Annotated in this window: 27 protein-coding genes; 18 read left to right on the forward strand and 9 right to left on the reverse strand. The window is 69.2% G+C overall.

The features are described from left to right. Positions 1-168: 168 nt before the first annotated feature. From OG555_RS36205 to OG555_RS36220, 4 genes are all read left to right on the forward strand, one after another. Entirely contained in the window at positions 169-2,283 is a 2,115-nt protein-coding gene (locus OG555_RS36205; protein ID WP_329477468.1) for a DEAD/DEAH box helicase, read from the forward strand. Between the two features lie 77 nt (positions 2,284-2,360). Continuing rightward, positions 2,361-3,119, forward strand: coding sequence for an arsenate reductase/protein-tyrosine-phosphatase family protein (locus OG555_RS36210; RefSeq protein ID WP_329484920.1), 759 nt, complete (start codon positions 2,361-2,363; stop codon positions 3,117-3,119). 2 nt (positions 3,120-3,121) lie between these two features. Continuing rightward, positions 3,122-3,493 carry a VOC family protein gene (locus tag OG555_RS36215; protein ID WP_329477471.1) on the forward strand — a complete coding sequence of 124 codons (372 nt, stop codon included), beginning with the start codon at positions 3,122-3,124 and terminating at the stop codon, positions 3,491-3,493. A gap of 159 nt (positions 3,494-3,652) precedes the next feature. Further along, complete coding sequence (locus tag OG555_RS36220; protein ID WP_329477473.1) at positions 3,653-6,400, forward strand: ATP-binding protein; 2,748 nt, start codon at positions 3,653-3,655, stop codon at positions 6,398-6,400. A gap of 6 nt (positions 6,401-6,406) precedes the next feature. Here the strand turns inward: OG555_RS36220 and OG555_RS36225 are convergent, their stop codons facing one another. Together OG555_RS36225 and OG555_RS36230 are read right to left on the reverse strand one after the other, a co-directional pair. Continuing rightward, positions 6,407-7,168, reverse strand: coding sequence for an SDR family oxidoreductase (locus OG555_RS36225; protein ID WP_329477475.1), 762 nt, complete (start codon positions 7,166-7,168; stop codon positions 6,407-6,409). 19 nt (positions 7,169-7,187) lie between these two features. After that, entirely contained in the window at positions 7,188-8,678 is a 1,491-nt protein-coding gene (locus OG555_RS36230; RefSeq protein WP_329477477.1) for an MFS transporter, read from the reverse strand. 137 nt (positions 8,679-8,815) lie between these two features. Between OG555_RS36230 and OG555_RS36235 the strand changes: the two genes are divergently transcribed. Genes OG555_RS36235 through OG555_RS36255 form a run of 5 tightly spaced genes read left to right on the forward strand, consistent with a single transcriptional unit; the run spans position 8,816 to position 12,331 of the window. Further along, a complete protein-coding gene (locus tag OG555_RS36235) occupies positions 8,816-9,583 on the forward strand; it encodes an SDR family NAD(P)-dependent oxidoreductase (protein ID WP_329477479.1) in 768 nt (255 codons plus the stop codon). Between the two features lie 57 nt (positions 9,584-9,640). Next, positions 9,641-10,597 (forward strand): ABC transporter ATP-binding protein, encoded by a 957-nt coding sequence (locus tag OG555_RS36240; protein WP_329477481.1) that lies wholly within the window; start codon positions 9,641-9,643, stop codon positions 10,595-10,597. Next, positions 10,594-11,322, forward strand: coding sequence for an ABC transporter permease (locus tag OG555_RS36245; protein ID WP_329477483.1), 729 nt, complete (start codon positions 10,594-10,596; stop codon positions 11,320-11,322). The genes OG555_RS36240 and OG555_RS36245 overlap by 4 nt, the downstream gene beginning before the upstream one ends. 33 nt (positions 11,323-11,355) lie before the next feature. Then, on the forward strand, positions 11,356-12,033 hold the full coding sequence (locus tag OG555_RS36250) for a VOC family protein (RefSeq protein ID WP_329477485.1): 678 nt from the start codon (positions 11,356-11,358) through the stop codon (positions 12,031-12,033). 7 nt (positions 12,034-12,040) lie between these two features. Then, a complete protein-coding gene (locus OG555_RS36255) occupies positions 12,041-12,331 on the forward strand; it encodes a hypothetical protein (protein WP_329477487.1) in 291 nt (96 codons plus the stop codon). A 2-nt stretch (positions 12,332-12,333) separates the two neighbouring features. On the opposite strand, the gene OG555_RS36260 is transcribed toward OG555_RS36255, so the two are convergent. Then, positions 12,334-12,651 carry a hypothetical protein gene (locus tag OG555_RS36260; protein WP_329477489.1) on the reverse strand — a complete coding sequence of 106 codons (318 nt, stop codon included), beginning with the start codon at positions 12,649-12,651 and terminating at the stop codon, positions 12,334-12,336. A gap of 239 nt (positions 12,652-12,890) precedes the next feature. Between OG555_RS36260 and OG555_RS36265 the strand changes: the two genes are divergently transcribed. The 3 genes from OG555_RS36265 to OG555_RS36275 are packed head-to-tail and all read left to right on the forward strand — an operon-like array spanning position 12,891 to position 16,202. Further along, positions 12,891-13,925 (forward strand): phosphotransferase enzyme family protein, encoded by a 1,035-nt coding sequence (locus tag OG555_RS36265; RefSeq protein ID WP_329477491.1) that lies wholly within the window; start codon positions 12,891-12,893, stop codon positions 13,923-13,925. Then, positions 13,909-14,577 (forward strand): DNA-3-methyladenine glycosylase family protein, encoded by a 669-nt coding sequence (locus OG555_RS36270; RefSeq protein WP_329477493.1) that lies wholly within the window; start codon positions 13,909-13,911, stop codon positions 14,575-14,577. Before OG555_RS36265 ends, OG555_RS36270 begins: the two co-directional genes overlap by 17 nt. 14 nt (positions 14,578-14,591) lie before the next feature. Next, entirely contained in the window at positions 14,592-16,202 is a 1,611-nt protein-coding gene (locus tag OG555_RS36275; protein ID WP_329477495.1) for a RecQ family ATP-dependent DNA helicase, read from the forward strand. 8 nt (positions 16,203-16,210) lie between these two features. On the opposite strand, the gene OG555_RS36280 is transcribed toward OG555_RS36275, so the two are convergent. Together OG555_RS36280 and OG555_RS36285 are read right to left on the reverse strand one after the other, a co-directional pair. Next, positions 16,211-16,366, reverse strand: coding sequence for a hypothetical protein (locus tag OG555_RS36280; protein WP_329477497.1), 156 nt, complete (start codon positions 16,364-16,366; stop codon positions 16,211-16,213). An 82-nt stretch (positions 16,367-16,448) separates the two neighbouring features. Further along, positions 16,449-16,883 (reverse strand): nitroreductase family deazaflavin-dependent oxidoreductase, encoded by a 435-nt coding sequence (locus OG555_RS36285; protein ID WP_329477499.1) that lies wholly within the window; start codon positions 16,881-16,883, stop codon positions 16,449-16,451. Between the two features lie 88 nt (positions 16,884-16,971). Between OG555_RS36285 and OG555_RS36290 the strand changes: the two genes are divergently transcribed. The 4 genes from OG555_RS36290 to OG555_RS36305 all read left to right on the forward strand — a co-directional run bounded on the left by OG555_RS36290 (position 16,972) and on the right by OG555_RS36305 (position 20,517). Next, positions 16,972-17,949 carry a metal ABC transporter solute-binding protein, Zn/Mn family gene (locus OG555_RS36290; protein WP_329477501.1) on the forward strand — a complete coding sequence of 326 codons (978 nt, stop codon included), beginning with the start codon at positions 16,972-16,974 and terminating at the stop codon, positions 17,947-17,949. 86 nt (positions 17,950-18,035) lie between these two features. Then, complete coding sequence (locus OG555_RS36295; protein WP_329477503.1) at positions 18,036-18,845, forward strand: metal ABC transporter ATP-binding protein; 810 nt, start codon at positions 18,036-18,038, stop codon at positions 18,843-18,845. Continuing rightward, positions 18,842-19,693: a metal ABC transporter permease gene (locus tag OG555_RS36300; RefSeq protein WP_329477505.1), complete on the forward strand. Its 852-nt coding sequence runs from the start codon at positions 18,842-18,844 to the stop codon at positions 19,691-19,693. The genes OG555_RS36295 and OG555_RS36300 overlap by 4 nt, the downstream gene beginning before the upstream one ends. Continuing rightward, positions 19,690-20,517 (forward strand): metal ABC transporter permease, encoded by an 828-nt coding sequence (locus OG555_RS36305; protein WP_329477507.1) that lies wholly within the window; start codon positions 19,690-19,692, stop codon positions 20,515-20,517. The genes OG555_RS36300 and OG555_RS36305 overlap by 4 nt, the downstream gene beginning before the upstream one ends. On the opposite strand, the gene OG555_RS36310 is transcribed toward OG555_RS36305, so the two are convergent. Genes OG555_RS36310 through OG555_RS36320 form a run of 3 tightly spaced genes read right to left on the reverse strand, consistent with a single transcriptional unit; the run spans position 20,454 to position 22,876 of the window. Beyond that, entirely contained in the window at positions 20,454-21,668 is a 1,215-nt protein-coding gene (locus tag OG555_RS36310) for a VOC family protein (RefSeq protein ID WP_329477509.1), read from the reverse strand. The genes OG555_RS36305 and OG555_RS36310 overlap by 64 nt on opposite strands. Beyond that, complete coding sequence (locus OG555_RS36315; RefSeq protein ID WP_329477511.1) at positions 21,665-22,261, reverse strand: GNAT family N-acetyltransferase; 597 nt, start codon at positions 22,259-22,261, stop codon at positions 21,665-21,667. The genes OG555_RS36310 and OG555_RS36315 overlap by 4 nt, the downstream gene beginning before the upstream one ends. Before the next feature lie 51 nt (positions 22,262-22,312). Then, a complete protein-coding gene (locus OG555_RS36320; protein ID WP_329477513.1) occupies positions 22,313-22,876 on the reverse strand; it encodes an HdeD family acid-resistance protein in 564 nt (187 codons plus the stop codon). Positions 22,877-23,036: 160 nt separating this feature from the next. On the opposite strand from OG555_RS36320, the gene OG555_RS36325 reads away from it, so the two are divergent. Both OG555_RS36325 and OG555_RS36330 read left to right on the forward strand, forming a co-directional pair. Beyond that, positions 23,037-23,417, forward strand: coding sequence for an SHOCT domain-containing protein (locus OG555_RS36325; RefSeq protein WP_329477515.1), 381 nt, complete (start codon positions 23,037-23,039; stop codon positions 23,415-23,417). A gap of 30 nt (positions 23,418-23,447) precedes the next feature. Beyond that, on the forward strand, positions 23,448-24,773 hold the full coding sequence (locus OG555_RS36330) for a hypothetical protein (protein WP_329477517.1): 1,326 nt from the start codon (positions 23,448-23,450) through the stop codon (positions 24,771-24,773). A 6-nt stretch (positions 24,774-24,779) separates the two neighbouring features. Here the strand turns inward: OG555_RS36330 and OG555_RS36335 are convergent, their stop codons facing one another. Continuing rightward, entirely contained in the window at positions 24,780-26,195 is a 1,416-nt protein-coding gene (locus tag OG555_RS36335) for a DUF2252 domain-containing protein (protein WP_329477519.1), read from the reverse strand. Between the last annotated feature and the right edge of the window lie 153 nt (positions 26,196-26,348).

Consider the following 26,348-nt stretch of genomic DNA (forward strand, 5'->3'; position numbering starts at 1 on the left):
CGTACATTGGCCGGTCTCGTCGGAATCGACGGACCGACCATCTCGCGATGGACTGAGCCAGTCTCGCGGTGGGCTTCGTCGGACACACGGCGTCTCGTCGACGGCATCACGCCGTACGGTGCGCGTTTCACCATGGCCGGGGGCCATGGCAGTCCCTAGGAGGATTCTTTGGCCCGACGAGGCCAGCGCCAGCCCGGCGCTACCCGACCGGCTCCTCAGCGCCGTCGTCCCGCCCGCGATGCCGACGGCCTGCTCCCGGTGCTCGCCCGCGCCGTCCGAGAGGTCGAGTCGGCGGTCGAGCGTGCCGACGTCCGGCCGTCGGTCCGGACCAAGTTCCAGGTCGTCGCCCTGCTCGTCCGCGAGGAGCGGTCCCGGGTGAACGCCGACCACGCCTCCAGCGACGCGTATCGCGCCGAGCAGCTGCGGCGGCTCGACGGGATCGCGACGATTCTGGCCAAGTCCGCCGCCCGCGAGACCACGCTCCTCGGCCTGCTCGCCGAGGACGCGGTCATCTCGGAGGCAGCCGCGTCACTCAAGCGCGAGATGCTGATCGCCGCCGGTCAGGAGCCGCCCCGCGAGGAGCCCGTCAGCCGGCCGACGACCCCCGCCGACACGACCGTACGCCGGGTCGTACCGCAGACCGTGGTCCAGCGGCAGCTGGCCAACCCGTTCCTCGCGCCCGACTTCTCGTCGGCCCCGGCCCGTCCGCCCCGCCCGGGACGGCTGGCCGGCTGGGAGCTGATCACCCCGCTGCTGAGGTCGTTCGAGCACGCCGCGGCCTCGGCCAGCAAGTCCCTGCCTGAGCCGACCACCCTGCGGACGGCGGAAGGCCTGGAGCTGATGCCGCACCAGGCACGCCTGATCGCCTCCGCCGCGGCCGGCCACCGAACGTTCCTGCTCGCCGACGAGCCTGGCCTCGGCAAGACGGCGCAGGCGTTGCTCGCCGCCCGGGCCGTGGGCGCCTACCCGTTGCTCGTCGTCGTACCGAACGTCGTGAAGACCAACTGGGCCCGCGAGGCGGGCCTGTGGACTCCGAAGCGGAACGCCACGGTGATCCACGGCGACGGCGAGACTGTCGACGGCTTCGCCGACATCGTCATCGTCAACTACGAGGTACTCGACCGGCACGTCGGCTGGCTCGGCGATCTCGGCTTCCGCGGCATGGTGGTCGACGAGGCGCACTTCATCAAGAACAAGAAGTCCCAGCGGTCGCGCAACGTGCTGCAGCTGTCCGAGCGGATCCGGACCCGCGCCGGGCGACCGTTGCTGATGGCACTCACCGGTACGCCGCTCATCAACGACATCGAGGACTTCACCGCGATCTGGGAGTTCCTCGGCTGGATCGACGAGACCGGACCGCGGGCCGAGCTGATGGAGTCGCTCGAGGAGACCGACCTGACACCGGCCGATCCCGGCTTCTCGGCGGCCGCCCGTGCGCGGGTCATCGACATGGGCATCGTCCGCCGCCGCAAGGTCGACGTCGCGGCCGATATCCCGGCCCGCCGGATCGCCGACCTGCCCGTCGAGCTCGACGGTGCCATCGGCCGCTCCATCCGCGACGCCGAGCGCGAGCTCGCCGACCGCCTCGTCGCGCGCTACGAGACCGCCCTCGCGACCCGGACCTCCGGCAGCACCGTGGACGGCATCGACCACGACCTCGTCCGCCGGGTGGCCGGCTGGGAGCGCTCCGACCGGGACAGCGCCAAGACCGGCGAGAACGTGTTCAGCCTGGTACGGCGGATCGGCCGCGCGAAGGCCGGTCTTGCCGCCGACTACGCGGCGCAGCTCGCGCACAGCGTCGGCAAGGTCGTGTTCTTCGCCCGGCACATCGAGGTGCTGGACGCGGCCGAGGAGCTCTTCACCGAGCGCGGCATCCGCTACTCCTCGATCCGGGGCGACCAGTCCCGGACGACCCGGCAGAAGAACATCGACGCCTTCGTCAACGACCCGGACGTCTCCATCGCGGTCTGCTCCCTGCTGACCGCCGGCGTCGGCCTCAACCTCCAGGTCGCCTCGAACGTCGTCCTCGCCGAACTCTCCTGGACCAACGCCGAGCAGACCCAGGCCATCGACCGGGTCCACCGCATCGGTCAGGCCGAGCCGGTCACGGCGTGGCGCATCATCGCCGCCCAGACCATCGACACCAAGATCGCCGACCTGATCGACGCCAAGGCCGGCCTCGCGGCCACCGCCCTGGACGGGTCCGACGACGAGGTGGCGGCGTCGGCCGACTTCCAGCTCGAAGCCCTCGTCGCCCTGCTGACCAACGCGCTGTCGGAGTAGCGCGTGCGCAGGCGTTGGTTGCCGGCGGAGCTACCTATTGCATCAATTGGGTTTGATGTAATGTCGGCTGGGTGGGCATGACCGACGGTGCGGCGCTGCCCGAGTTCGTTCGACTGGTGAGCCATCCGCTCAGGTGGCAACTGATCGCCGAGCTCGCGCGGAGCGACCTGCGCGTCCGTGAACTCGTCGCCATCGTCGACGAGCCGCAGAATCTGGTCTCCTATCATCTGCGGCTCCTGCGAGACGGCGGCCTGGTTTCGGCGAGGCGCAGCAGTTTCGACGCGCGTGACAGCTACTACCACCTCGACCTCGAGCGCTGCGCCATCGCGTTGGCCGACGTGGGCGTCGCACTGCATCCGGCCCTGCGGATGGCGCCAGTACCCAGCGCTCCGATGCGGCGGTCAGGGCGAGTGAGCGTCCTCTTCGTCTGCAGTGGCAACAGCGCCCGATCACCGATCGCCGAGGCGTTGCTGCGCCGCCACGCCGGGAACCGGGTCCACGTGAGCAGCGCCGGCACCCGGCCCAAGGACCGTATCCATCCGCACGCGGTCCGGGTGCTGCGGGAGCAGTACGACATCGACATCGAGGCGCAGGCACCGCGCCCGCTCGACTCCACGCGGAGTCGTCGGTTCGACCGTGTGGTCACTTTGTGCGACAAGGCGCGCGAGGCGCTGCCCGACGGCGAGTACTGGCCACGCGCCCACTGGAGCATCGCCGATCCAGCGGCCGGCGACGAGAGCCGAAGTAGCTATTCGAGGTATCTGTCGGCGGCGGCCGAGATCGACACCCGCGTTCGGCAGTTACTGCCGAGCCTCAGCACCGAGAAGGAGGACTGACCATGGACACCTTCGCGAGCGTTCGCTACATCGTCGACGACGTGCCGGCTGCCATCGACTTCTACACCACCCACCTCGGGTTCGTCGTGCGCAGCAAACCCGCACCAGCCTTCGCCGACGTCACCCACGGGCCGTTGCGCCTCCTGCTGTCCGGACCACCGTCGTCCGGCGCACGTGCTACTCCAGCCGACGCGGCCGGGCCTGGCCGAAACCGCATTCACTTGATCGTCGACGACCTCGATGCCGAGATCGACCGGCTCCAGGCCGCCGGCGTCCCGTTCCGCAGCGAAGTCACCACCGGCCCGGGCGGGCGCCAGATCCTGGTCGCCGACCCCGCCGGCAACCTCGTCGAACTGTTCCAGCCCGCGAACTGACTGCGGGCGACAAGGTTCATCGAGCCGGCCGGACAAACTCGACCGGGTCAGTGGTCAAAGGGGATCCGCTCGGCATAATCTGAGCGAGTTCGGCACAGGTGTGGCGTGGTTGGCCCGGTGTGCGTCGTGCGGATCATCGCTGGGGGGCGAGGGCGGAGCATGAGGCTGCTCGGGCGTCGGTCGGAGTGTGAGGTCCTCGACGACGTGCTGGCGGCCGTTCGCGCGGGTGAGAGCCGGGTGCTGGTCCTGCGAGGCGGCGCGGGAGTCGGGAAGTCAGCCCTGCTGGAGTTCGCGGCAGACGCAGCCGCGCCGGACATGCGCATTCTGCGCGCGGCGGGCGTCGAGTCCGAGATGGAACTGGCCTTTGCCGCACTGCACCAGCTCTGCGCACCGCTGCTGGGTCGGGTCGACCACCTGCCGACCCCACAGCGCGCGGCTCTCGCGACCGTCTTCGGCCTGCAGCCCGGTCCGCCGCCGGACCGGTTCATGGTCGGCCTCGCCGTACTGAGTCTGATCGCCGAAGCGGCCGATGAGCGACCGGTGTTGTGCATCGTCGACGACGCACAGTGGCTCGACACGGCGACCGCGCAGACGCTGGGGTTCGTCGCGCGGCGGGTGCACGCGGAGACTGTCGGTCTTCTGTTCGGGGCACGGGAGGTCCGCGAGGAGTTGCACGGTCTCGCCGAGCTCGCCGTCGACGGCTTGCAGGAGGATGACGCCCGCGCGTTGCTCGGATCGGCGGTCGGGTTCCTGCTCGACCGGCCGGTCCGCGATCGGATCGTGGCGGAGACCGGCGGCAATCCGCTGGCTCTGCTCGAGCTCCCGCGCGGGCTGACCGCGACGCAACTCGCCAGTGGATTCGGGCTGCTGGGCACGCAGACGTTGCCGGGCCGGATCGAGGAGAGCTTCCTGCGCCAGGCCGACACGCTGCCGGCGCCGACCCGCCAGCTCCTGCTGGTCGCGGCCGCCGAGCCGGTGGGCGATCCGGTGCTGGTTTGGCGAGCAGCCGACGAGCTCGGCATCGCCGCCGCCTTCGCCGAGATCGACGGTCTGCTCACGCTCGGCGAACGGGTGACGTTTCGCCACCCGCTCGTCCGCTCGGCCCTCTACGGCTCGGCGACGCCGCCGGAACGACGCGCTGTGCACCTTGCCCTCGCGAACGTGACCGACTCAACGGTCGACCCCGACCGCCGGGCCTGGCACCTCGCCGCTTCGGCAGCCGGACCGGACGAGGACGTCGCTGTCGAGCTGGAGCGGTCCGCCGACCGGGCTCAGGCCCGGGGCGGATTCGCTGCTGCTGCCGCCTTCTTACAGCGTGCGGTCGCCCTGACACGTGACCCGGGCCGCCGGACCGAGCGTGCGTTGGCTGCGGCTCAGGCCAGCCTGCAGGCAGGGGCTTTCGAGACCGCCCAAGGCCTTCTCGCCACCGCCGGTGCCGGCGACCTGGATGAGCTCGGGCGAGCGCGGGTCGACCTTCTCCGCGCGGAGTCCGCCTTCGCGTTTCAGCGCGGCGGCGACGCACCGGCGCTGCTCCTCCGGGCGGCCCGGACGCTCGAGCCGCTCGACGTACGCCTTGCCCGGGACACCTATCTCGACGCGTGGAGCGCGGCACTGTTCGCCGGCCGGATGGCGACGACCGCGGATCTCGGGGAGGTGTCGCGCGCGGCCAGGGCGGCTCCCCCGGCCGAGGCCGCGGGACGCGGCTCCGATCTGCTCCTCGACGGTTTCGCGCTGTTGTTCACCGACGACCGCGGCCACGCGCTGCCGCTGCTGAAGCAGGCGGCCGGTGCGTTCGCAGCAGGTGACGTCTCGACCGAGGAGGTCCTGCGCTGGGGATGGCTCGGGACCGCCGCCGCGGCCTTCGCATGGGACTTCGAGGCCTGTGGTGGAGCAGCCACCCGCCAGGTGCAGGTGGCCCGGAGCGCCGGTGCCCTCGCCGTACTCGCGGTCGGCGTGAACGTACTGGGTCAGGTCGTCGCGTTGGAGGGCGACTTCGCCGAAGCGGCATCGCTGACGGCGGAGGCCGACGCGGTCCGGGAGGCGACCGGCGCGCAGGTCGCGCAGTACGGCGCTTTGGTGCTCGCGGCACTGCGGGGCCGCGAGAGCGACGCGTTCGCCCTGATCGAGGAGACCATCGCCGAGGCAACGGCCGTAGGTCAGGGCACCGCGGTGCAGTACGCGCACTGGACCCGATCGATTGTCCTCAACGCCCTCGGCCGCCACGACGAAGCGCTGATGTCGGCCAGACTGGCCGCCGACGACACCCCTGAGCTCTTCGTGGCGTCGTGGTCGCTGAGCGAATGGGTCGAGGCCGCCGTCCGGAGCGGCAACCCCCGCGCCGCGACCGAAGCACTCGCGCGACTCCAGGTACAGATCCGGGGGACGCATGAGCCCTGGGGGTTGGGCCTCGAAGCCCGCGCCCGTGGCTTGGTGAGCAAAGGCGCGAGCGCCGAATCCGCCTACCGCGAGGCGATCGAGCAACTAGGCACCACCCGGCTGCGGCCGGATCTGGCGCGTGCCCATCTGCTGTACGGCGAATGGCTGCGTCGGCAGAGTCGTCGCGTCGACGCCCGGGCCGAACTGCGAGCGGCGTACGACCTGTTCGTCTCGATCGGGATGGAGGCGTTCGCGGAACGCACGCGGCGGGAGTTGCTCGCGACCGGGGAGAAGGTGCGCAAGCGGACGGAGTCGTCGTCGGCGGGTGCCGAGTTGACTCCTCAGGAACGGCAGATCGCTCTCTTGGTGCGGGACGGCCTGTCGAATCCGGAGGTCGGAGCCCGGCTGTTCCTGAGCCCGCGGACGGTCGAGTGGCACCTGCGCAAGATCTTCGACAAGCTGTCGATCAACTCGCGCCGGCAACTGCGGAGCGCATTACCGCGGACCGACTACGAGGCAGCCACGGGCTAGCGGGTCTCAGCCAGGGATCAGTTGCTGACCGCCGTCCACGTCGTACGTCGCGCCGGTCAGAGCGGTGTTCGTCATCAGTTGGACGGCGAGCGTGGCCACGTCGCCCGGACCCACCACTCGCCGGATCGGCAGCGTGGCGCGAAGTTGAGCGCGCCGATCCTCGATCTGGTTGCCGAGGAGGCTCGCCGAGAGCGGAGTGTCGACGAACCCGGCCGCGATCGCGTTGACCCGGATCGGAGCGAGCTCGACGGCCGCATTCGCGGCGATCGCGGGGACCGCGGCCGCGCTGATGGCGGCTAGGCTCAGCCCGATCCCCGGGCGACGCGCATGCGTTCCGGTGATCAAGGTCAGTGAGCCACCCGGTCGGACCCTTCCCCGGCAGAGACCGGCGATGCGCAGCGAGCCGATCAGGTGCTCATCGAGCACCCGGAGCGCCTCATCGAAATCCAAGTCCGCGATCGGCGAGTAGAACGGACCGCCGCCGCTGACCAGCACATGGTCGAGCCGCGCGGGCAGGCCGGCGAAGACTCGCTCGAGCCGGACCGGATCGCGCAGATCGAGCATCGCCGTACTCACGGCACCAATCTCTGTCGCGGCGTGGCCGAGTCGCTCGCGGCTGCGACCGGTGAGGACGAGCTGGGCGCCGGCCGCGCGAGCCTGACGGGCGGTCTCCAGCCCGATGCCCGAGCTGCCGCCGATCACGACGACGACCTGCCCGGCGAGGCTTCCGTCCGATTGCTGCGCACTGAGAGTGGTTGCCTCGGTCATCGTGTTCTCCTGTCGTGTCTCAGGCCGGGGTCGACGTGGGTACGGCGCAGCCGTGGATCCGCGGCGCGACAGCGGGCACCTGGGCGGCCGGCGGACGACTGCGCGCGACGAACAGCATCGTGATGATCGCGGCGGCGACGCTCAACCCGGACATCACGAGCATGGCCGTCTGGTACCCGTTCGCGAGTGGCCCGACGAGGTCGTGCGAGCTGCCCGCGCCGAGCAGCGCGGGGACGAGCGCGACCAGGATCACGCCCCCGACACGAGATGCGGCGTCGTTGATCGCCGACGCCTCGCCGAGGTCGGCATCGTCGACAGCCGCGAGTACGCCGGCTGTGAGCGGTGCGACCGCCAGACCGATGCCGAGGCCCCAGAGGATCGCGCCGGGCAGGATCGCTCGCACATAGCTCTGACCCGGCTGAGCCGTCGACAACCACGCGAATCCGCCGGCCACGATCAGGATGCCCACCGTCATCGGCCCACGCGTGCCGACCCGCGCCACCAGACCGCCGACGAGTGGCGAGACGATCAGGAAGACGACCGACTCCGGTATGAGCGCCGCGCCCGCTTCGGTGGCGCTGTAGCCCAGTCGCAGTTCGCATTGCAGAACGACCAGGTAACTGGCCGCGGCGAGAGCCCCATAGAACAAGACGGTTGCGGCGTTGATGGCAACGAACTGCCGGATCCGGAACAAGGCCGTCCGAAGCATCGGTGCCGATCGACGTTGCTCGATCGGAACCAGCGCGGCGAGACAGATGACACCGACGGCGGCGGACGTCAGGACCGCCGCACTGCCCCACCCGGAGGCCGGTCCCGCGGTCAGCGCGTAGATCACCCCGCCCAGCCCGAGGATCGTCAGCAGTCCCCCGGCGAGATCGAGCGACAGCGGCCGCCGGGTCCGGCTGACCTCGGGTACGGCGCGCAGGACCCAGCAGGCGACCGCTATCAGTGGGATGTTCAGCAGGAACACATAGCGCCAGGAGGCGTGATCGATCAACCACCCGCCACCGTACGGACCAAGCGTGGTACCGAGCGTCGAGAGCCCTGCCCAGACGCCGATGCCCTTGGCGCGGTCCGCCGGCACCAGTGTTCCGTTGAGCAAGGACAGACGGCTCGGCACAACCATCGCACCGCCGGCTCCTTGGATGACCCGGGCGGCGATCAGGGCCTCGACGTTCGGGGCGGCGGCGCAGCACACCGAGGCGACGAGCATGACGACGAGCCCGGCGATCAGGATCCTGCGCCGGCCGAAGTGGTCGGCCAGCGCTCCGGCGAGCAGCAGAAGGGACGCGACGCTGACCAGGTAGCCGGTCAGCACCCACTGCAGCTGGGTCACGCCGGCGTTCAGGTCGGCGCCGATCGCGGGGATGGCGACATTGATCATGTAAGCGTCGATGAAGCCGACCATCGACGCGAGTACGGTCGCGGCGACCAGTGCGGTGCCGGTCCGGCTGCGCAGGGCCGACAGCTGTCCAGCGGCGATCGGCTTCGGTGTCCCGTTGGCGGTCATGCCGTGAGTCCTTTCGACGTCCCAACGGTCGCGCGGCCGCAGCCGGGCTCGCACCCGTGACGGTCCCTGGTCTCGCCCGGCCAGGGACACTCCCTGGCGCGACAGGCGTACGCCCGGAGGAGTGTCGTGGCGTGGCCATGACAGAAACGCCCCTGTCCGGGGCGGTTGCGCTCGTCACGGGCGCGAGCAGCGGTATCGGAGCCGCGACGGCTCGCAGCCTCGCGGCGAGAGGTGCCGCGGTGGCGCTCATCGCCCGCCGCCGCGACCGGCTCGACCAACTCGCGGCCGAGCTGACCGACGACGGTCGCGGGGCCGCGGTCCTGGAGGGCGACATCACCGACCCGGAGGTCGCGTCCGGCGCGGTGCAGGACACGGTCGACCGCCTCGGCCGCCTGGACATCCTGATCAACAACGCCGGCATCATGCTGCTCGGCACCGCCCTGCACACCACGACCGACCAGTGGGATCGCATGATCGCGCTCAACGTGTCCGCGCTGATCCACGTCACACATGCGGCGGTCCCCTACCTCATCGACGCAGCCGCGACGTCACCGCGCCGGGTCGCCGACATCGTGAACGTCAGCTCCACCGCCGGCCGCGTCGCCCGCCCGGCCAGCAGCGTCTACAACCTCACCAAGTTCGGCCTGAACGGCTTCACCGAGTCCCTCCGCCAGGAACTCCTCGAGGAACGCGTCCGCGTCAGCGTGATCGAACCCGGCACCGTCGACACCGAGCTCGTCGACCATCTCACCGACGACCTCCGCGACGCGGTCCGCCGCCAGGTCGACGGCATCGACCCCCTCCGCCCCGAGGACGTCGCCGACGCCATCACCTACATCGTCACCCGCCCCCGCCGGGTCTCTCTCAACGAACTCCTGCTCCGAGCCACCGACCAGACCTGGTGACACCACGCTCGGTCGGCGTGGCTCGTCTGAGGGATTCCGGCGAGGGATGATCGCAGTATGACGACGGCGCGCGTGGGTGACCCGGTGCGGGATGGGTCGGCCTTGGCTGTCGAGGGGTTGGGGAAGCGGTTCGGCGAGCGGGTTGCGTTCGACGGGGTCTCGTTCGAGATCGGGTACGGCGAGGTGTTCGGGTTCCTCGGGCCGAACGGGGCCGGGAAGACGACGATGGTGCGGACGCTGGGGACGCTGATCGCGCCGACCTCGGGTACGGCGACGGTCGCCGGGATCCCGTTGACGCCGGACAACGGCGTACAGATCCGCCAACGGATCGCGATCATGCCGGAGGCACCTGGGCTGTATCTCCGGCTGAGCGTGCAGGAGAACCTCGAGTGCTTCGCCGATCTCTACGAAGTGCCGCACCCCGGCGACCGCGTCGAGCGCGCCTTGGCTGCCGTCAACTTGACCGACCGCGCCCGGGACGCGTGCGGTGCTCTGTCCAAGGGCCTCCGGCAGCGCGTCTCGCTGGCGCGTGCTCTGCTGAGTGATCCGGAGGTGCTGTTCCTCGACGAACCCACCTCGGGACTCGACCCGGTGGCTGCGCGCGACGTTCACACCCTTGTGGACGATCTCCGGCGGCGTGGCGTGACCATCTTCCTCACAACGCACCGGTTGGAAGAGGCAGAGCGCCTGTGCGATCGCGTCGCGATCCTGAACACCACTCTGCGCACGATCGGCCGTCCCGACGAGCTTCGCGACAGACTGTTCGCCAAGACGCTCAAGATCAGGACCGCGGCGCCGCTCGCCGACCCGCGGCGCGTCTTCGAAGGCCTGCCAGGCGTCGAGGGTTGGCAGCCTGACGGCCCTGCCGCCTATGTCCTCGCCGTCTCCGATCCGGCCGCCGCGGCTCCGTCCGTGACACGGGCGCTCGTCGCCGACGGCGCCGACGTACTGTCGATCGGCGAGTCGCACCACTCACTCGAGGACGTCTACCTCGAGACGGTGGAGAACAGATGATGAGCCTCAGCGGGCGGCGGGTGCGAGCCGTCTTCACCAAGGAGGTGCGTGAGTTCCGCCGCAACCGATCCATCACCGCCGGGATGGCGATCATCCCGCTGGTCTTCAGCGTCCAGCCGCTGATCAGCATCTTCGCGCTGCAGCCCGCCGCCTCGGCACCGCTCGCGCAGGAGCATGTGCTGCTCTACATGCTCGGCATCCCGGCCCTCGTTCCGTCGCTGATCGCGGCGTACTCGGTGGTGGGCGAGCGCCAGCAAGGCACCCTCGAGCCAGTGCTGACGACCCCCATCCGCGCCGACGAGTTGCTGCTCGGCAAGGCTCTGGCCACCTTCCTGCCGGCCGTCGCGATCGCCTACGCGGTCTACGGCCTGTTCCTGCTCGCCGTCGAACTCTTCGCCGCCGACGGCGTCGCGTCAGCCCTCATCCGGCCTTCGGACCTGATCGCCCAGCTCCTGTTCACGCCACTCCTGGCCGGCTGGTCCATCTGGCTCGCGATCGTCATCTCCACCCGCTCGAGCGACGTCCGCGTGGCCCAGCAGTTCGCAACGCTCGCGAGCCTCCCGACGGTCGCGCTGACCACTCTGATCGCCCTCAACGTCATCCCGCCCTCCCCCAGGCTCGCCGTCACTGCCGCGGTCGTCCTGATCCTCCTCAACGTGCTCGGCTGGAAGACCGCCGCCAAAGCCTTCGACCGCGAAATCCTGATCACCAACACGCGATCCTGACCCTCCTCGGTAAGCGCTTGCTATCGTGATCCGGTGATCTATGAGCTGAACCACGTCGGCGGTCGGGTCCAGGATCTCGAAGCCAGCCTGGCGTTCTACACCGGGCTCGGCGCGGAGGTGGTCGACCGGTTGTTCATGGCCAGTAGTCGCGTCCACCGGGTGCACATTCAGCTCGCGACCGGGCTGGTGGAGTTGCTGCACAACGAGGAGCCCGATCCGGATGCCACCTACGGGCTGAACCACGTCGGCTTCATGACCGACGACCTGGACGCGGACTACGCACGCCTGATCGCCTTGGGGTACGCCGAACTCTCGTCTCCCAGGACCGCGAGCAGCGGCCAGGGCCGACTCGCATTCCTCGCCGACCCGAACGGCGTACGCATCGAACTCCTGCAACGCTCGGAGGAGTTCCGCATCCCACCCATCGCCTCGGGTCCCGTACGCCGCCTGTCCCACATCGCACTGTCCGCACCGGACCTGGAGGCGGCCACCGAGTTCTACGGCACCCACCTCGGCATGCAGCCCGTCCCGGACGACTCCCCCGGCACCGCCACGTTCCGCCTCGGCGCCGACGCCGTCCAACTCCACAAATCCTTGCCCCCAGCAACCACTCCCGTCAATCACCTCGCGCTGCTCGCAACCGACAGCCGCCCCGCCACCCAGGACCCCGACGGCAACCGCCTCACATTCCTCGAGGGCGCAGGCACATGATGGGTGCGTGACCAGTGCAGAGGAGCCGGCGCCGACGAGATGTTGGTGTTGCGACAGGGAGTACGACGAGCGCGAGTTGGTGCGGTTGGGCGCTCATCCGGAGGTTGGAATCTGCGGTGCGTGCGCCGTCGACATCAGGCAGCGCGCCGGTCAGCGACAGGACGAGCTCAGGCCGACCTGGGGCACGACGGTGCGGACCGGCGTACGCCGGCTACGCGAAGGTGTGATCGCCCGGGGCTGGCACCAACGACCGTTGATCGGCCCGATCCTCCGCCGAATCAACCGCCACCTCCCGTGACCTCAGTCGGCCGAGCCCGGCGGGCTGATCGCGGCGCGGAGTTGTTCGATCGACGGTACGGCGACGGGAGCGCCGGACTCGTCGCGATAGAGGCGACAGGACAGGCCGCACTCCCCCGCGGGAAACGGATCGACCCCGTGGACCAGTAGCGTGGGCGAGCCCGTCATGCCAAACCGCACGGCATCCGCGTCCGTACGCACCACTCGCGTCACCACAGGCAGGCCGGTCACCTGGCTGAGGTGATCGAGGAGAGGCGGCAGGTTCGGGCAGCCCGGGACGTGCAGGACCTCCAAGCTCGTCGGACCTCCTCTCGTTCGCATGCCATCCACGGTAATGCCGCGTCGAGCAGGGTTGGAGAGGTAATCCGGACTGACCGCCACCCCCGAGGCCAGCCGCGGCGGCCAGGTGCGGGGTTCACCCCTGATCTGGTCCCTTCACCTCGGGCATGCGGTGGGTAGAAGGGTGCAGTTGCGAGGTTCTCCTCTCGAATTGACCCGTGTGGGAAGCCAAGTGCGGCAACGATCTCGACGCTTCTTGGCGAGGCACAAGGAAGGCAACTATGAGCGATGACGGGCGGTTACTTGGTGGTGTTGCAGACCGTTTGGTTGTTGCGTACGGGATTCGGCCGGCGAGGATCACGCAGATTGCTGCCGGCACGGCTACGGCGAACTTTCTTGTCACCGAGGAGTCGGGTGGGCGGTGGTTTGCGAAGGTCTATCGGGATGGCGGCGGGCTTGAGCGGGAGCGGGCTGCCGTGGAGTTGGCCGAGTTCGCGCGGGCGGGTGGTCTTCCGGTTCCCGGCGTACGGCGTACTTGCGCAGGCGAACTGGTTGCGGAGAACGGGTCGCCGGCGATGTCGGTGTGGGAGTACGTCGCGGACGCCGAGACCGCCGAGGGCGGACTGACCGGAGAGCGGTGGCGGGCTGTCGGGGCCGTGCTTGGTCGGCTCCATCGGCGGCTCGCGAGTCATCCGGCGGCGGCGCCGGCTCGGATCGACGCTCGCGGAGTGCGCGATGTCGAGCGATCGCGTGATCTCTTGGATCGGCTGATCAGCGAGTACGGGCGGCGCAGCGGGCTGAGCTCCTTCGAGCTGTTCGCGCTGGAGGCCGCCCGGGAGAAGCGGTCGATGCTGGATCGGGTCGGCGGCATCCTCGGACGGCTCCCCGAGCTGACCCAGCAGATCGTGCACGGCGACCTGGCCAGCCCGAACCTGCTGCTGCGTGGTGACGAGGTCGCGGCCGTGATCGACTTCCAGCCGCCGACCTCACGCTTCGTGTCGTGGGAGATCGCGCGGATCGGTTGCGACCCCAGGACGATCGTCCTTGGCGATCAGTGGATGACCGGGCTGCCAGAGCTTCTCGTCGCGTACCGCGAGGAGCATCCCGCGGCCCGGCCGGACGACCTCGTAGCCACCGTCGCCGTCGGCTGCGCCTACACCTTGGCCTCGACGTATCCTCTTGCCGAACCATTGCACAACCCGGACGCCGTGGATCCATCCCTGGAAGCCTACGGACGCGCCCGTCACCAGGCGGCCCTGCTCATGCTGGACCGCCTCGACGAGATCGAGGCAGTACTCCGTGACCACCTCAGCTGACCTAGCGCCGGAGCAGTACCTGCGACAGGCGGATCCGGTGCTCGGATCGATCATCGACGACGTCGTGCAGGCCAACGGCGCGCCACTGACCGTCGAGCCCGACCCGGCGCTGACGCCCGACCCGAACCTTCCGAGCGAGCACTTCGCCGTACTCCTCCGCGCGATCGTCAGCCAGAACATCTCGAATCTCGCGTCGCGCGCCATCTTCCAGCGCCTGCGGGACCGCTTCGGCGGAACGCCGCCGACGCCGCAGGAGATCCTGGCCGACGATCCGGACGAACTGCGCACCTCGGTCGGGCTGTCCAGGGCCAAGACGGCCTCGCTCCGCTCGCTCGCCGAGCACGTCAGCTCCGGTGAGCTCGAGCTCGACCACCTGCACGAGCTGTCCGACGACGAGGTGGCCGCGCAGCTGATCGCGGTCAAGGGCATCGGCCGCTGGACCGCCGACATCTTCCTGATCTTCCACCTGCGGCGACCGGACGTTCTGGCCGTCGGCGACCTGGAGATCCGCCGGATGGTCGAGAAGGCGTACAAGCTGCCGGGCTTGCCCGCGCCCGCGGAGCTGGAGCGCCTCGCGGAACCCTGGCGCCCGTACCGCACACTCGCGTGCCTCTACCTGTGGCAATGGGCGGAGACGGCCCGGCAGTCCTAAGGCATGATGGGCGGGTGCTGGGCTCCTCCGACATCGCCGAGCTCGCTCGCGAGCGGCTCGGATTCGACACGCTGCGCCCCGGGCAGGAGGAATCCGTTCAGGCGGTCCTCGCGGGACAGGACACGCTCGCCGTCCTCGCCACCGGGACCGGCAAGACCGCCATCTACCAGCTCGCCGGGCTGGCGCTCGGTGGAGTGACGATCGTGGTGAGCCCCTTGGTGGCTCTCCAACGGGACCAGCTGCGGGCCTTGTCCGAACACCCCGCAGGCGTCGAGGTCGCGGAACTGAACGCCAGTGACCACGCCGGTCGCCGGGCGGCTCACGACCTGCTGGCGAACAACCGTCCCGGCTTCGTACTCATGTCGCCGGAGCAACTCACGCATTCCGACGTACTCGACCTGCTCGCGGCGTCCCGTCCCCGCCTGGTGGCTGTCGACGAGGCTCATCTGGTGAGCGAGTGGGGCCAGGATTTCCGCCCCGACTACCTGCGGCTCGCCGCCGCGATCCGCGCGATGGGGCGGCCACCGACCCTCGCACTGACCGCCACGGCCGCGCCACCGGTGCGCAAGGAGATCGTCCACCGGCTGGAGCTGCGCAGCCCGGCCGTGGTGGTCGGCGGATTCGACCGGCCGAACCTCAATCTCGCCGTGTTCACCTTCGCCGACGAGGAGACCAAGAACCGCCGGCTGCTCAGCCACGTCCGCTCCTCCCGCGGACCAGGCATCGTGTACGTCGCAACCCACCACCACGCCGAAGACCTCGCGGCAGAACTCCAGATCGCCGGTGTGTCCGCGCAGGCGTACCACGCGGGCCTGTCGGCGAGACAACGTCGCGACGTCCAGGACGGATTCCTCGCCGATCGGTACCGGGTCGTGGTCGCGACCATCGCCTTCGGGATGGGCATCGACAAGCCGGATATCCGCTGGGTCAGCCACGCCGAGGCACCGGGCTCGGTCGACGCGTACTACCAGGAGATCGGGCGCGCGGGCCGCGACGGCGAGCCGGCCGACATCGAACTGTTCTTCCGCCACGCCAACCTCGGGCTCAACCGATTCTTCGCCTCCGGCGGGGTGACAGACGAGGACCTCCTCGCCGTCGCCACCGCGATCAAGGAACACCATCCGGCCGACATCGAGGAGCTCGCCACGACGGCCCGGCTCAGTCCGGCCCGGATCGAACGCGCGCTCGGCCGGTTGACCGATGCCCGGGTGGTTGCCATCGGCCACCAATTCCACCTGGCCGCCCGCACCACCGTCGACCAGGCGGTCGCCGCCGCCTCGGCCGTCGAGCACGATCGCCGCGAGGTCGCCCGCTCCCGGGTCGAGATGATGGCGGCGTACGCGGAGTACGGCGGGTGCCGCCGCGAGTGGCTGCTCAGCTATTTCGGCGAGCAGTACGACGGCCCGTGCGGCAACTGCGACAACGACCTGGCCGGCCGCACCGCCGCACCACCTCCCGACCAGCCCTTCCCCATCGGCAGCCGGGTCAGACACCCCACCTTTGGACCCGGCCTGGTCGAACACTACGACGGCACCACTATGACCGTCCTCTTCGACCGGGTCGGCTACAAAGAACTACGCACAGCCTTCATGACCCACAACCACCTACTCGAACCCGAATCCTGATCGACGGATCATCGCACCGTGGAGGGTCGGACCTCGGTTTCAGCTCTCGCCGCCTCGACGCGGTAGTCGTGGATCGGACGGTAGCGGTCGTACAGCATGGTCAGAATGCTGAACAGGAAGACGATGAACATCCAGCCCTGGCCCTCGCCCGCTCCCCGGCTCACCCCAACGCCCACACCAACTCGGCCCACTCGCCAACCGGTGCCCCCGCAGTACAGGCCCTACACCAGACCGCGCCGCCAGCCTTCAGCCGCCGGACACGGGACGTAGCTCGACGACGGCGATCGGGCGGGTGGTTCTGGTCTGGTACTGCGTGTAGCGGTCGGCGTTGACCGAGTTCACGATCGTCCAGCGGCGGGCGTAGTCGGGGTCGTCCGGCAGCGTCGAGCGTGCGGTGACCGGGATCCGGCGGCGGCCGACCTGGATCTCGCAGCGCGGATCGGCTGTCAGGTTCGCCAGCCAGGCGGGGGGTTTGGGTGATCCGCCTTTGGACGCGACGACCAGGTAGTCGTCGCCGTCGCGGGCGTAGGTGAGCCCGTTGGTGCGAACCTCGCCGGTACGGCGGCCGGTCGTGCGGAGCAGCAGCGTGGGGTTGCCGAAAAGCAGGTGATGACCGAGAAATCCGTCGGTGTGCTCGTAGATCCATTGGTGGGTGCGCAGGACCTGGTGGAAGAAGCTCATCACAGTCCCTTCACCGTTCCATCAGCTGACTCCCACTCTACGGCGAGGGCGGCCCGGCGTTGCACTTCGTGGCCGGAGGCGTATGGTTATGAAAGTCATTTTCATCTACGCCGTCGAGGAGATCGTTGTGCCACACCGTGCCTTCGTACGTCGGTTGTCGGGGCTCGCCTTGGCGGTGACTACTGTGATGGCGGCTGCGGCCTGTTCGACCGCGGCGCCTGAGGTTGCCGATTCGTCCACGAGTGGCAGGACGATTCAGGTCGTGGCGGCGGAGAACTTCTGGGGCAGCATCGCGTCCCAGCTCGGCGGCGACCACGTCAAGGTCACGAACATCATCAGCAATCCGGACGCGGATCCGCACGACTACGAGCCGACCGCCGCCGACGCCCGGACCGTGGCCGGCGCGCAGTACACGATCGTCAACGGCATCGGGTACGACGCCTGGGCGGACAAACTGCTGTCCGCCAACCCCACCGACGGCCGCACCGACCTCACGATCGGCGACCTCGTCGGCATCCAGGCGGGCGGGAACCCGCATCGCTGGTACTCCCCCGGCGACGTCCACAAGGTCATCGAGAAGATCACCTCCGACTACAAGTCGCTGGACCCGGCCGACGCCGCCGACTTCGATGCGCTGAAGACGACGTACGAGACAAAGACCCTTGCTCGGTACAACCAATTGATCTCCGATATCAGGACGAAATACGCGGGTACGCCGATCGGTGCTTCCGAGTCCATCGTCAGCCCACTGGCCGATGGACTGGGGCTGAAGATGCTGACTCCGGATTCGTTCCTGAGCGCGATCAGCGAGGGCACCGATCCGACCGCGCGGGACAAGTCGCTCATCGATCAGCAGATCGCCGGTAAGCAGATCAAGATCTACGTCTACAACAGCCAGAACAGCACACCGGACGTGCAGACGCAGGTGAAGGCGGCCGAGGCCAAGGGCATCCCCGTCGCGACAGTCACCGAGACCCCGACTCCGGCCGGTGTGTCCTTCCAGGACTGGCAGGTCAGGCAACTCGAGGGCCTCGAACAAGCCCTCGCCAAGGCCACGGCCAAATGACCGCAGAACCATTTCCACCGGTGCAGCCACGGTTGTCAGCGGCAACGACACCAGGACAGTTGTCAGCGGCAACGCCGACGAGGTCGTTGTCTGAGGCAACACATCCGGCCGCTGCGGTCTCGTTGCGGGGTGCGGCGGTGCGGGTTGGCGGCCGGACGTTGTGGTCGGGCGTCGACCTGGACGTCGGTGTAGGCGAGTTCGTCGCTGTGCTGGGTCCCAACGGTGTCGGCAAGTCCACCCTGGTCAAGGTGCTGCTCGGCGTCATGCCGCCGGCTGCGGGCGACGTACGCGTGCTCGGCGAGCGACCCGGGCGGGCCGGCGACCGGATCGGCTACCTCCCGCAGCGGCGCAGCTTCGACGCCTCGCTGCGGATCCGTGGCATCGACGTCGTCGGACTCGGCTGGGACGGCGACCGCTGGGGTGTTCCACTGCGGGGCCGCCGGCGCAGGGCCGCCCGGGTTGCCGAGGTCATCGAGCTGGTCGGCGCCTCCGCCTCTGCGCACCGGCCGATCGGGCAATGCTCGGGCGGCGAGCAACAGCGTTTGCTCATCGCCCAGGCGCTCGTACGCCGCCCCGACCTGATGCTCCTCGACGAGCCCCTGGACAGCCTCGACCTCCCGAACCAGGCCGCGACGGCCGCCCTGGTCGGAAGGATCTGCCGGGAGGAGGGCGTGACGGTGATGATGGTTGCCCACGACATCAACCCGATCCTGTCCCGCCTGGACCGCGTCGTCTACCTGGCCGAGGGCGGCGCCGTCGCGGGACGGCCCGAGCAGGTCATCACGTCCGAGATCCTGTCGCGGCTCTACCGCACACCGATCGAGGTACTACGGACCTCCGACGGCAGACTCGTGGTCGTCGGGCAGCCGGACGCACCCGCCCCGCTCACCCGATGATTCCGGTCGGTGGGCAGGCGTGGTCCTGGGACCCGGTGACCGACCTGCAGCAGATGTGGGCGTTCCCGTTCATGGTCAACGCCTTCCGCGCGGGCACGATCGTCGCGGTCGCGGCCGCAGTGGTGGGGTGGTTCACGGTCTTGCGCCGGCAGAGCTTCGCGGGGCACACGTTGGCCGTGGTCGGGTTCCCCGGTGCGGCCGGCGCGACGCTGGTCGGCGTCAGTGCGTCGTACGGCTATTTCGCCTTCTGTGTGTCGGCGGCCGTGGTCATCGGAATGATCCCGCGGGACGCCGATGGCCACGAGTCCGCGCTGACGGGAACGATCCAGGCCTTTCTGCTTGCTTGCGGTTTCCTGTTCGCGGCGCTGTACAAGGGATTGCTGGGCGGTGTGACCGCGTTGCTGTTCGGCAGCTTCTTGGGGATCACGGCGACTCAGGTCTGGATGCTGCTCGCGGTGGCCAGCGCCGTACTCGCTCTGCTGGCCGCGATCGGGCGTCCGTTGCTGTTCGCATCGATCGATCCGGATGTCGCAGCCGGGCGTGGTGTTCCGGTGCGGTTGCTCGGGTTGGTGTTCCTGGTCCTCCTCGGGGCGGCGGTCGCCGGGGCCAGTCAGATCACCGGGAGTCTGCTGGTGTTCGCGCTGCTGGTGATGCCGGCCGCAACGGCCCAGACGCTCACCGCGAGCCCACGTCTCGGGCTCGCCCTTTCAGTGCTCATCGCCCTGGTGGTCACCTGGGCCGGCCTGATCGCCGCCTACTACACGCCGTACCCGATCGGCTTCTACGTCGCCACCTTCGCATTTACCGGCTACGTGCTCGCGTTGACCGGTCGACGGGCTCTGGCATGACGACGTTCTTTCAGCATGCCTTGCTCGCCGGTACGGCGATCGCCGCAGCGGCCGGCCTGGTCGGGTACTTCCTAGTCCTGCGTGCTCAGGTCTTCACCGGCGATGCGCTGAGCCATGTCGCCTTCACCGGCGCGCTCGCCGCGCTGGCGGTCGGTGTCGATCCACGGTTCGGGCTCTACGCCGCCACGATCGGCGTTGCGCTGCTGCTCGGCGTACTCGGCCGTCGCGGTCGGCCCGATGACGTCGCCATCGGCAGCGTGTTCAGTTGGATCCTCGGCCTGGGCGTCTTCTTCCTCACGGTCTACACCACCTCACGCAGCGCGGCGAACGGCGGCGCCGGAGTCAACGTGCTGTTCGGGTCGATCTTCGGGCTGTCGGCCTCGCAGGCCGTGACCGCGGCGGCGATCGCGGCCGCCATCTGCGCGATCGTCGCGGCCATCGCCCGGCCGTTGCTGTTCGCATCGATCGACGAGGCGGTGGCGGCTGCTCGCGGCGTACCCGTTCGACTCCTGGGCCTCGGTTTCCTGGCCCTCGCCGGCGCCTGTGTGGCCGTCGCGACCCAGGCCGTGGGCTCGCTGCTGATTCTGGGGCTACTGGCCGCTCCCGCCGGTGCCGCGCAGCGCCTAACCGATCGTCCCTACCGGGCTCTCGCCTTGTCGGCAGGGCTGGCGGTCACCGAGATGTGGGCCGGGCTCGCCCTCAGCTACGCGGTGCCGAACGTGCCTCCGAGCTTCGGCATCCTGGCCGCCGCGACCGTCGTCTACGCCGGGGCGACGATATCCACCTCGCTGCCTTCGGGGTCAGCAAGTGTGCAGCGACCCTGAGCCGGCTCGGCCAGGATCCGTCCCCCGGCGGCGACGGCCGCGTCGATCCGGGCCTGGGCCTGGTCGTCCGGCACGACGAGGTCGAAGTGGATCCGGTTGCGCTGCCGGAGCCGTTCCTCGTCGGCTGCGTCCATCTGCTGGAAGATGATCACCGGGTTGAGCCGGCGCGGATCGTAGATGTCGGACACGTTCGGCCGTGGGTCGTGCTGGTAGCCGAGCAGGGTCGTCCAGAAGTCCCGCACTGCGGGAACATCGACGGCGTCGATGCCGAATTGGACGAAGCGCAGGCGCGACGGGTCCGCGGCGAGCGCCAACTCGTGGGCCGCGGCCTGGATCCGACCGGCGAGCGCCGCGAAGCGAGGCGCGTCGTCCTCCCACAGATCCTTGCCGCTGTCGATCGTGACGCCGTCCGGCCGGAGGTCGACCATCAGCGGCACACCCGCGTCGTCGGCCAGACCGGCAACGGCCGTAGCGAGCGCGGCTGCCTGCGCGGGTGAGGAGGTCGGATAGAAGGTCATCGCGCCGAACACCACCCGCCAGTCGGCGGTCTCCGGCCCCTCCGCAAGCTCGCCGCCCGGGACCAGATCGACCTCGTTCCCTTCGGTGTCGGCGAGCGTGAGCTGCCACGCGCCGTACGCCTCCGTGCCGAGGGCAGTCTTGACCGCCTCCACCGCATCGGGCGATCGGCTGACATCGAAGTGGATCCGATTGCGCAGCGGTCGTGGTTGGTCCAGGCGGTGGAACGAGATCGGCGGGTCCCGTCGCAGCGCGTCCGCCAGGCTGTTGTCATCGGCCGGCTCGTAGGCGAGCGCCGTACGCCAGAACGACATCACCGAGGACCTGTCCGCGGCGTCGATCGCGAATTGCAGGGTCTGCAGCGCGGCCGGATCCGCAGGCAGACCCAGGTCCTGAGCCGCCGCCGAGATGGCGCAGGCGAGCTCCACGTCGAGATCGGAGGAAGCACCGATCCGGACCCGAACCCCGCCGGCGCGGAGATCCAGGTCCGGCAGGCCGGGCGCCAGGTCGGCGATCCGGCCGACGAGCGCCGCGCCCGCGGTCTGCGACGGCGCGTCGAACCAGGCGCTCGCGCCGCTGCCCAGGACCCGCCAGTCCTCGACGCCGCCGGCTTGCTGGAACTCGGTCGCCTTCATGCCGGTGACACCGTCGCACTCATCACGCAGTGGTTCTTGCCCTTGGGGCGGGAGTAGGCGAACCCGGCCTGCTCGAAGAGACTGCGGGTGCCGTTGTAGAGGAACGAGGCGGTGATCTGCTTGCCGGCGGTGTCCTGTGGGTACGCCTCGACGACCCCGCCGCCCGCCTGCGCGATCAGTTCCAGAGCGCCGCGCAGGGCGACCGCGGACACGCCCTGGCGCCGATACCGCCGGTCGATGAAGAAGCAGGTCAGCCGGTAGTCGGGCGGCTCGCTGAGCCCGGCCTCGTACTCCTTGCGGTGGTTGATGTTCGGCAGCTCCTGCGGTGCGCCGTACTCACACCAGCCCACCGCGACGTCCCCGTCGAACACCAGCGCGGCGTGGGCCCGCCCCTCCGCGACCAACCGCTCCTTCAGAGTGCGGTTGTCCGCCGCCTCGAACGTCTTCTCACCGTGCAGCGTGTGGAAGAACGTGCACCAGCATCCGCCCCATACTCCGTTGTGCCGCTCCGCGAGATCCGCGAAGGCGGCCCAGGTCTCCGGGGTGAGCGGCCGGACGGTGAGCTCGCCCGGAACCACCTTGGTCTTGGCCATGCTCTCAGGTTAGGACGCTATCCGGACGATCTCCGTCCGGAAACGCCGTCATCACGCCGGTGCCGGGTTGGCGGGAGCCGGCCAGGAGTGTTCGCGGCGCAGCATGAAGCCGGTCACGACGAAGACCACACCCCAGCACACCGCGATCAGACCCAGCCAGACCGCGATCCCGACGACGCCACCCCCGGGGTTCACGACGAAGAACACGCCCAGCAGGATCGACAGGGCGGCGCCCAAGAGGAGCAGCCACCGCGGTGTGAGCCGGTAACTGCTGAAAGCGGTGAAGACCTCCACCACCCCGCGAAAGATGAGCCAGAGACCGAAGATCCAGGTCAGGGTCTTGGCCGCCACGTCCGGGCTGAAGATCGCGAAGAACGCCACGACCAGCGCGATGACCCCCAGCACCCCACGTCCCAGCCGGCTCCCCTGCGTGCTGGACCGGAACGCCTGCACCAGCAGGCTGATGCCTTCGAGCAGCGCCCAGAATCCCCACAGCACCATCAGGGCGATCGCGGTCTCGATCGGCCAGACGATCGCCAGGATCCCGATCACGATCCCGACCACCCCGCGGACGACCATCATCTTCCAGCTCGACGTGAACAGCTCCTGATCCATGTCCAGACCTCCCCGGCCTCCGCGCAGCACAGGTTGCGCGATCAGGCCCATGATTCTCCGGATCGGCGCCGGGAAGATCATCCAGGAAAGGTGAGGACGGTGCGGTCATCGGACGCAACGGTTGAGGCACGTGTTCGCGCTCCGAGAAAGGACGCTCGCAATGAGTTTCTGGGACATTGTGTGGTTCATCATCATCAGCTTCGTCTTCGTCGCCTACCTGATGATGCTGTTCTCGATCATCGCGGACCTGTTCCGCGACTCCGAGACCTCAGGAGTGGTCAAAGCCATCTGGCTGATCTGTCTTCTCTTCTTCCCGCTGATCACCGCGCTGGTGTATGTCATCGTCCGCGGCAAGGGCATGTCGGAGCGGATGGTCACCAGCCGCGTGGCTGCCCAGCGGCAGCAGGAGGACTACATCAAGCAGGTTGCCGGATCGACCAGTCCGGCCGACCAGATCGCCCAGGCCAGCACGCTGCTCGACAGCGGCAAGATCTCGCAGACGGAGTTCGACACCCTGAAGGCGAAGGCGCTGGCGGTCTGACCTGTCATCCACAGCGGAGGAGGACCGGCTGTGAGCGACTCCGACGAGGTACGGCGACTGCGCGAGCGGGTGGCTCAACTCGAAGCCGAACTGGCCGCCGGACAACACCTGGAGACTCGCGAACCGGCGGGCCGTCGGGAGTCCTGGCGCACGGTGGTCTCCGCCGTGCTCATCACGCTGGCCTGCCTGCTCGCACCCTTGTCGGCGACGGCCGTCTGGGCGAGCAGGCAGGTCTCGGACACCGACAGGTACCTCGAAACCGTCGCACCACTGGCACACGACCCCGCGGTGCAACGGACCATCTCCGACGCCGTCACCCGGCAGATCTTCGCCGCCGTCGACCTCCAGGCGATCACCACCGACACTCTGAACGCGATCTCCCGGCAAGGCCTGCCCCCGCGGGTCACGGCCAACCTGCAGGCGCTGAGCGGACCGCTCGTCAGCGGCATCCAGAGCTTCATCCGGGGCCAGGTCGACAACCTCGTCGCCAGCCCCCAGTTCGCCGCCGTCTGGAGGCAGGCGAACCAGACGGCGCACGCATCACTGGTCAATCTGCTCGAAGGCAGGCAAGGCGGCGCGCTCAGCGCGCAGAACGACACCGTCACGCTCAACCTGGCACCGATCATCGCGCAGGTGAAGGACCGGCTCGTGGCCAACGGCTTCAGCCTGGCGAGCAGGATCCCGGTGGTGAACACATCGATCGTGCTGGTGCAGACCGACAGCGTGACCAAAGCCCAGGGCCTCTACCGGCTCCTCAACACCCTCGGCTCCTGGCTGCCGATCATCGCCCTGTTCCTGCTTGCCCTCGGCGTCTATATCGCCCGCGACCACCGGAGGGCTCTCCTGCTCGGTGCGCTGGGAGTCGCCGGATCAATGCTGGTCCTGGGCGTCGCCCTGACCCTCGCCCGCGTGTTCTACCTCAACGCCCTGCCGGCACAGGTGATCTCGAGGGACGCGGGCGGCGCCGTCTTCGACACCCTCGTGCGCTACCTGCGCTACGGCCTGCGCGCCGTCGCCGTCCTCGCGCTCATCGTCGCAGCCGCGGCCTTCTTCACCGGCCCGTCCATTTCCGCGGTGCGCACGCGCGCCGGGCTGACCAAGGGCATCGGATACCTGCGAGGCAGGACAGAGTCCGCCGGACTCAGCACGGGCCGCGTCGGAGCGTGGACTTTCGCCCACAAGCGTCTGCTGCTGATCGCCAGCGTGGTCGGCGGCGCGCTCGTACTCACGTTCTGGTCGAGGCCCACTGTCTCGGTCGTCGTGGTCACCGCCTGCGTCGTCCTGCTGGCGGTTGCCCTGATCGAGTTCATCGGCCGTCCACCGGCCGGCGACGCCCGTCCCAGCGCGCCGGCCTGACCACGGCTACAGTCCGCTCTCGGCCTCCAGCCGGCCGGTCTTGATCGCTTCCAGGAACGCCTGGTAGTCGCGTTCGTTCTGGTCGGCGTACGCCTCGGCGTACTCGACCATCGCCTCCGGGAAAGCGTCGTCGCTGTTGAGGTAGGTCGACAGCGCGATCCGGTCGCCCGATCGCGCGTGAGCCCGGGCCAGCGTCCAGCCACACAACTGGCCGTACATCGTCATACCGCGCGGGTCCATCCGCTCCACTGCGGCCGAGCCCTTCATGTCCCGCAGTTGCCGGAGGTAGAAGTCGCGGGTCTGTTCATCGATGCCTTCGACCCGTTGCCAGCCGAGGAAGATGTCACTGGCGGCCTGCATCAGACGTTGACCCACCACCACGCGCTCCCCCTCGTTGCGGGGCTGGGACCGCTGCCTGAGCGTGGTGGGCACCTTGGCCTTGAGCACTGACGGCGCGGCCTCCTTGACCTGCAGGAAGAGCGGATCACCGTCGTCCCTTCCGCGCAGCAGCACGATCCAGCACCGCGTGTCGACGCTGCCCACCCCGACGACCTTGCGGGCCATGTCGACGAACTCGAACTGGTCGAACAGTGCCCGCCGCTCGGCCGGCAGCGACCTGCGGTAGAGGTTCAGCATGCCCCTGATCCCGGTCTCGAGCTCTGCCCGGCCGGCGTCGGGCAGCAGATCGGCGATCGGCACGACCAACGGCGGATCGGCCTTGATCCGGACCCCGTCGTCGGTGATGTCGGTGAGCTTGGCGAACGCCTTGAGACTTCCGCTGCCGCGCGCCTTCAGCAAGGTCTGGTCGACACGCCGGCTTCGGCTCGAGGTCAGCTTGTTGCGCAGGGTCTCCTCGATCTCATCGATGTCGGCACGCGCATACCAGACGTCGAGCGCTCGCATCGTCGCGAACTCGGCGCTTGCGTCGCGATAGCGCCGTACCGTCTCCAGGACGCACTTGCGGCGCTCCTTCCGCCCGAACCCGTTGTCCCGGCCCGCGATCGACAGGCTGGCGGCGAGACGTTTCACGTCCCACTCCCACGGACCGGCGATGGTCTCGTCGAAGTCGTTGATGTCGAAGAGCAGTCGCCGTTCGGGAGATCCGAAGACTCCGAAGTTCGACAGGTGCGCGTCACCGCACAGCTGCACCCCGAGGCCCGACACCGGCGCCACGCCGAGGTCGGTGGCCATTCCGAGGGCGTTGCCCCGGAAGAAGGCGAAGGGCGACACCATCATCCTGCCGTGGCGCACCGGCACAAGTTCGGGAACGCGAGACCGAGCCTGCTCCTCGAACAACGCAACCGGATCCGGACGGTCCGCGGGCAGTACCAGCTCCGCCTGCTCCCGCGGCGGCAGCGCTGCCCGCGCAGCGAGTCCCAGGCGGGCATGGTCGGCCGGTGCGAGGCGACGGGCAGCGGACACCGATGCACCGTCGGCGCGAACTGACCTCGTGGTGCGGACGGCTTCCCTCGTCGGGGGTGTGGCTCGGCGTGACGTCGCGATCGGGTTCTGTGGAGTCATGCTGCCTTCCCCCTCCGGTCATGGTCGAGCCAGACTCAGATCCGTGAATGCCCC

This window comes from Kribbella sp. NBC_01484, assembly GCF_036227145.1.
In the GTDB taxonomy this organism is placed as follows: domain Bacteria; phylum Actinomycetota; class Actinomycetes; order Propionibacteriales; family Kribbellaceae; genus Kribbella.

Bases quoted from the DNA above. Each gene is read 5' to 3' on its own strand.
- OG555_RS36210 (WP_329484920.1), top strand. From the start codon at position 2,361: ATGACCGACGGTGCGGCGCTGCCCGAGTTCGTTCGACTGGTGAGCCAT.
- OG555_RS36215 (WP_329477471.1), top strand. From the start codon at position 3,122: ATGGACACCTTCGCGAGCGTTCGCTACATCGTCGACGACGTGCCGGCT.
- OG555_RS36220 (WP_329477473.1), top strand. From the start codon at position 3,653: ATGAGGCTGCTCGGGCGTCGGTCGGAGTGTGAGGTCCTCGACGACGTG.
- OG555_RS36225 (WP_329477475.1), bottom strand. From the start codon at position 7,168: ATGACCGAGGCAACCACTCTCAGTGCGCAGCAATCGGACGGAAGCCTC.
- OG555_RS36230 (WP_329477477.1), bottom strand. From the start codon at position 8,678: ATGACCGCCAACGGGACACCGAAGCCGATCGCCGCTGGACAGCTGTCG.
- OG555_RS36235 (WP_329477479.1), top strand. From the start codon at position 8,816: ATGACAGAAACGCCCCTGTCCGGGGCGGTTGCGCTCGTCACGGGCGCG.
- OG555_RS36240 (WP_329477481.1), top strand. From the start codon at position 9,641: ATGACGACGGCGCGCGTGGGTGACCCGGTGCGGGATGGGTCGGCCTTG.
- OG555_RS36245 (WP_329477483.1), top strand. From the start codon at position 10,594: ATGATGAGCCTCAGCGGGCGGCGGGTGCGAGCCGTCTTCACCAAGGAG.
- OG555_RS36260 (WP_329477489.1), bottom strand. From the start codon at position 12,651: ATGCGAACGAGAGGAGGTCCGACGAGCTTGGAGGTCCTGCACGTCCCG.
- OG555_RS36265 (WP_329477491.1), top strand. From the start codon at position 12,891: ATGAGCGATGACGGGCGGTTACTTGGTGGTGTTGCAGACCGTTTGGTT.
- OG555_RS36285 (WP_329477499.1), bottom strand. From the start codon at position 16,883: ATGAGCTTCTTCCACCAGGTCCTGCGCACCCACCAATGGATCTACGAG.
- OG555_RS36290 (WP_329477501.1), top strand. From the start codon at position 16,972: ATGAAAGTCATTTTCATCTACGCCGTCGAGGAGATCGTTGTGCCACAC.
- OG555_RS36300 (WP_329477505.1), top strand. From the start codon at position 18,842: ATGATTCCGGTCGGTGGGCAGGCGTGGTCCTGGGACCCGGTGACCGAC.
- OG555_RS36305 (WP_329477507.1), top strand. From the start codon at position 19,690: ATGACGACGTTCTTTCAGCATGCCTTGCTCGCCGGTACGGCGATCGCC.
- OG555_RS36310 (WP_329477509.1), bottom strand. From the start codon at position 21,668: ATGAAGGCGACCGAGTTCCAGCAAGCCGGCGGCGTCGAGGACTGGCGG.
- OG555_RS36315 (WP_329477511.1), bottom strand. From the start codon at position 22,261: ATGGCCAAGACCAAGGTGGTTCCGGGCGAGCTCACCGTCCGGCCGCTC.
- OG555_RS36320 (WP_329477513.1), bottom strand. From the start codon at position 22,876: ATGGATCAGGAGCTGTTCACGTCGAGCTGGAAGATGATGGTCGTCCGC.
- OG555_RS36325 (WP_329477515.1), top strand. From the start codon at position 23,037: ATGAGTTTCTGGGACATTGTGTGGTTCATCATCATCAGCTTCGTCTTC.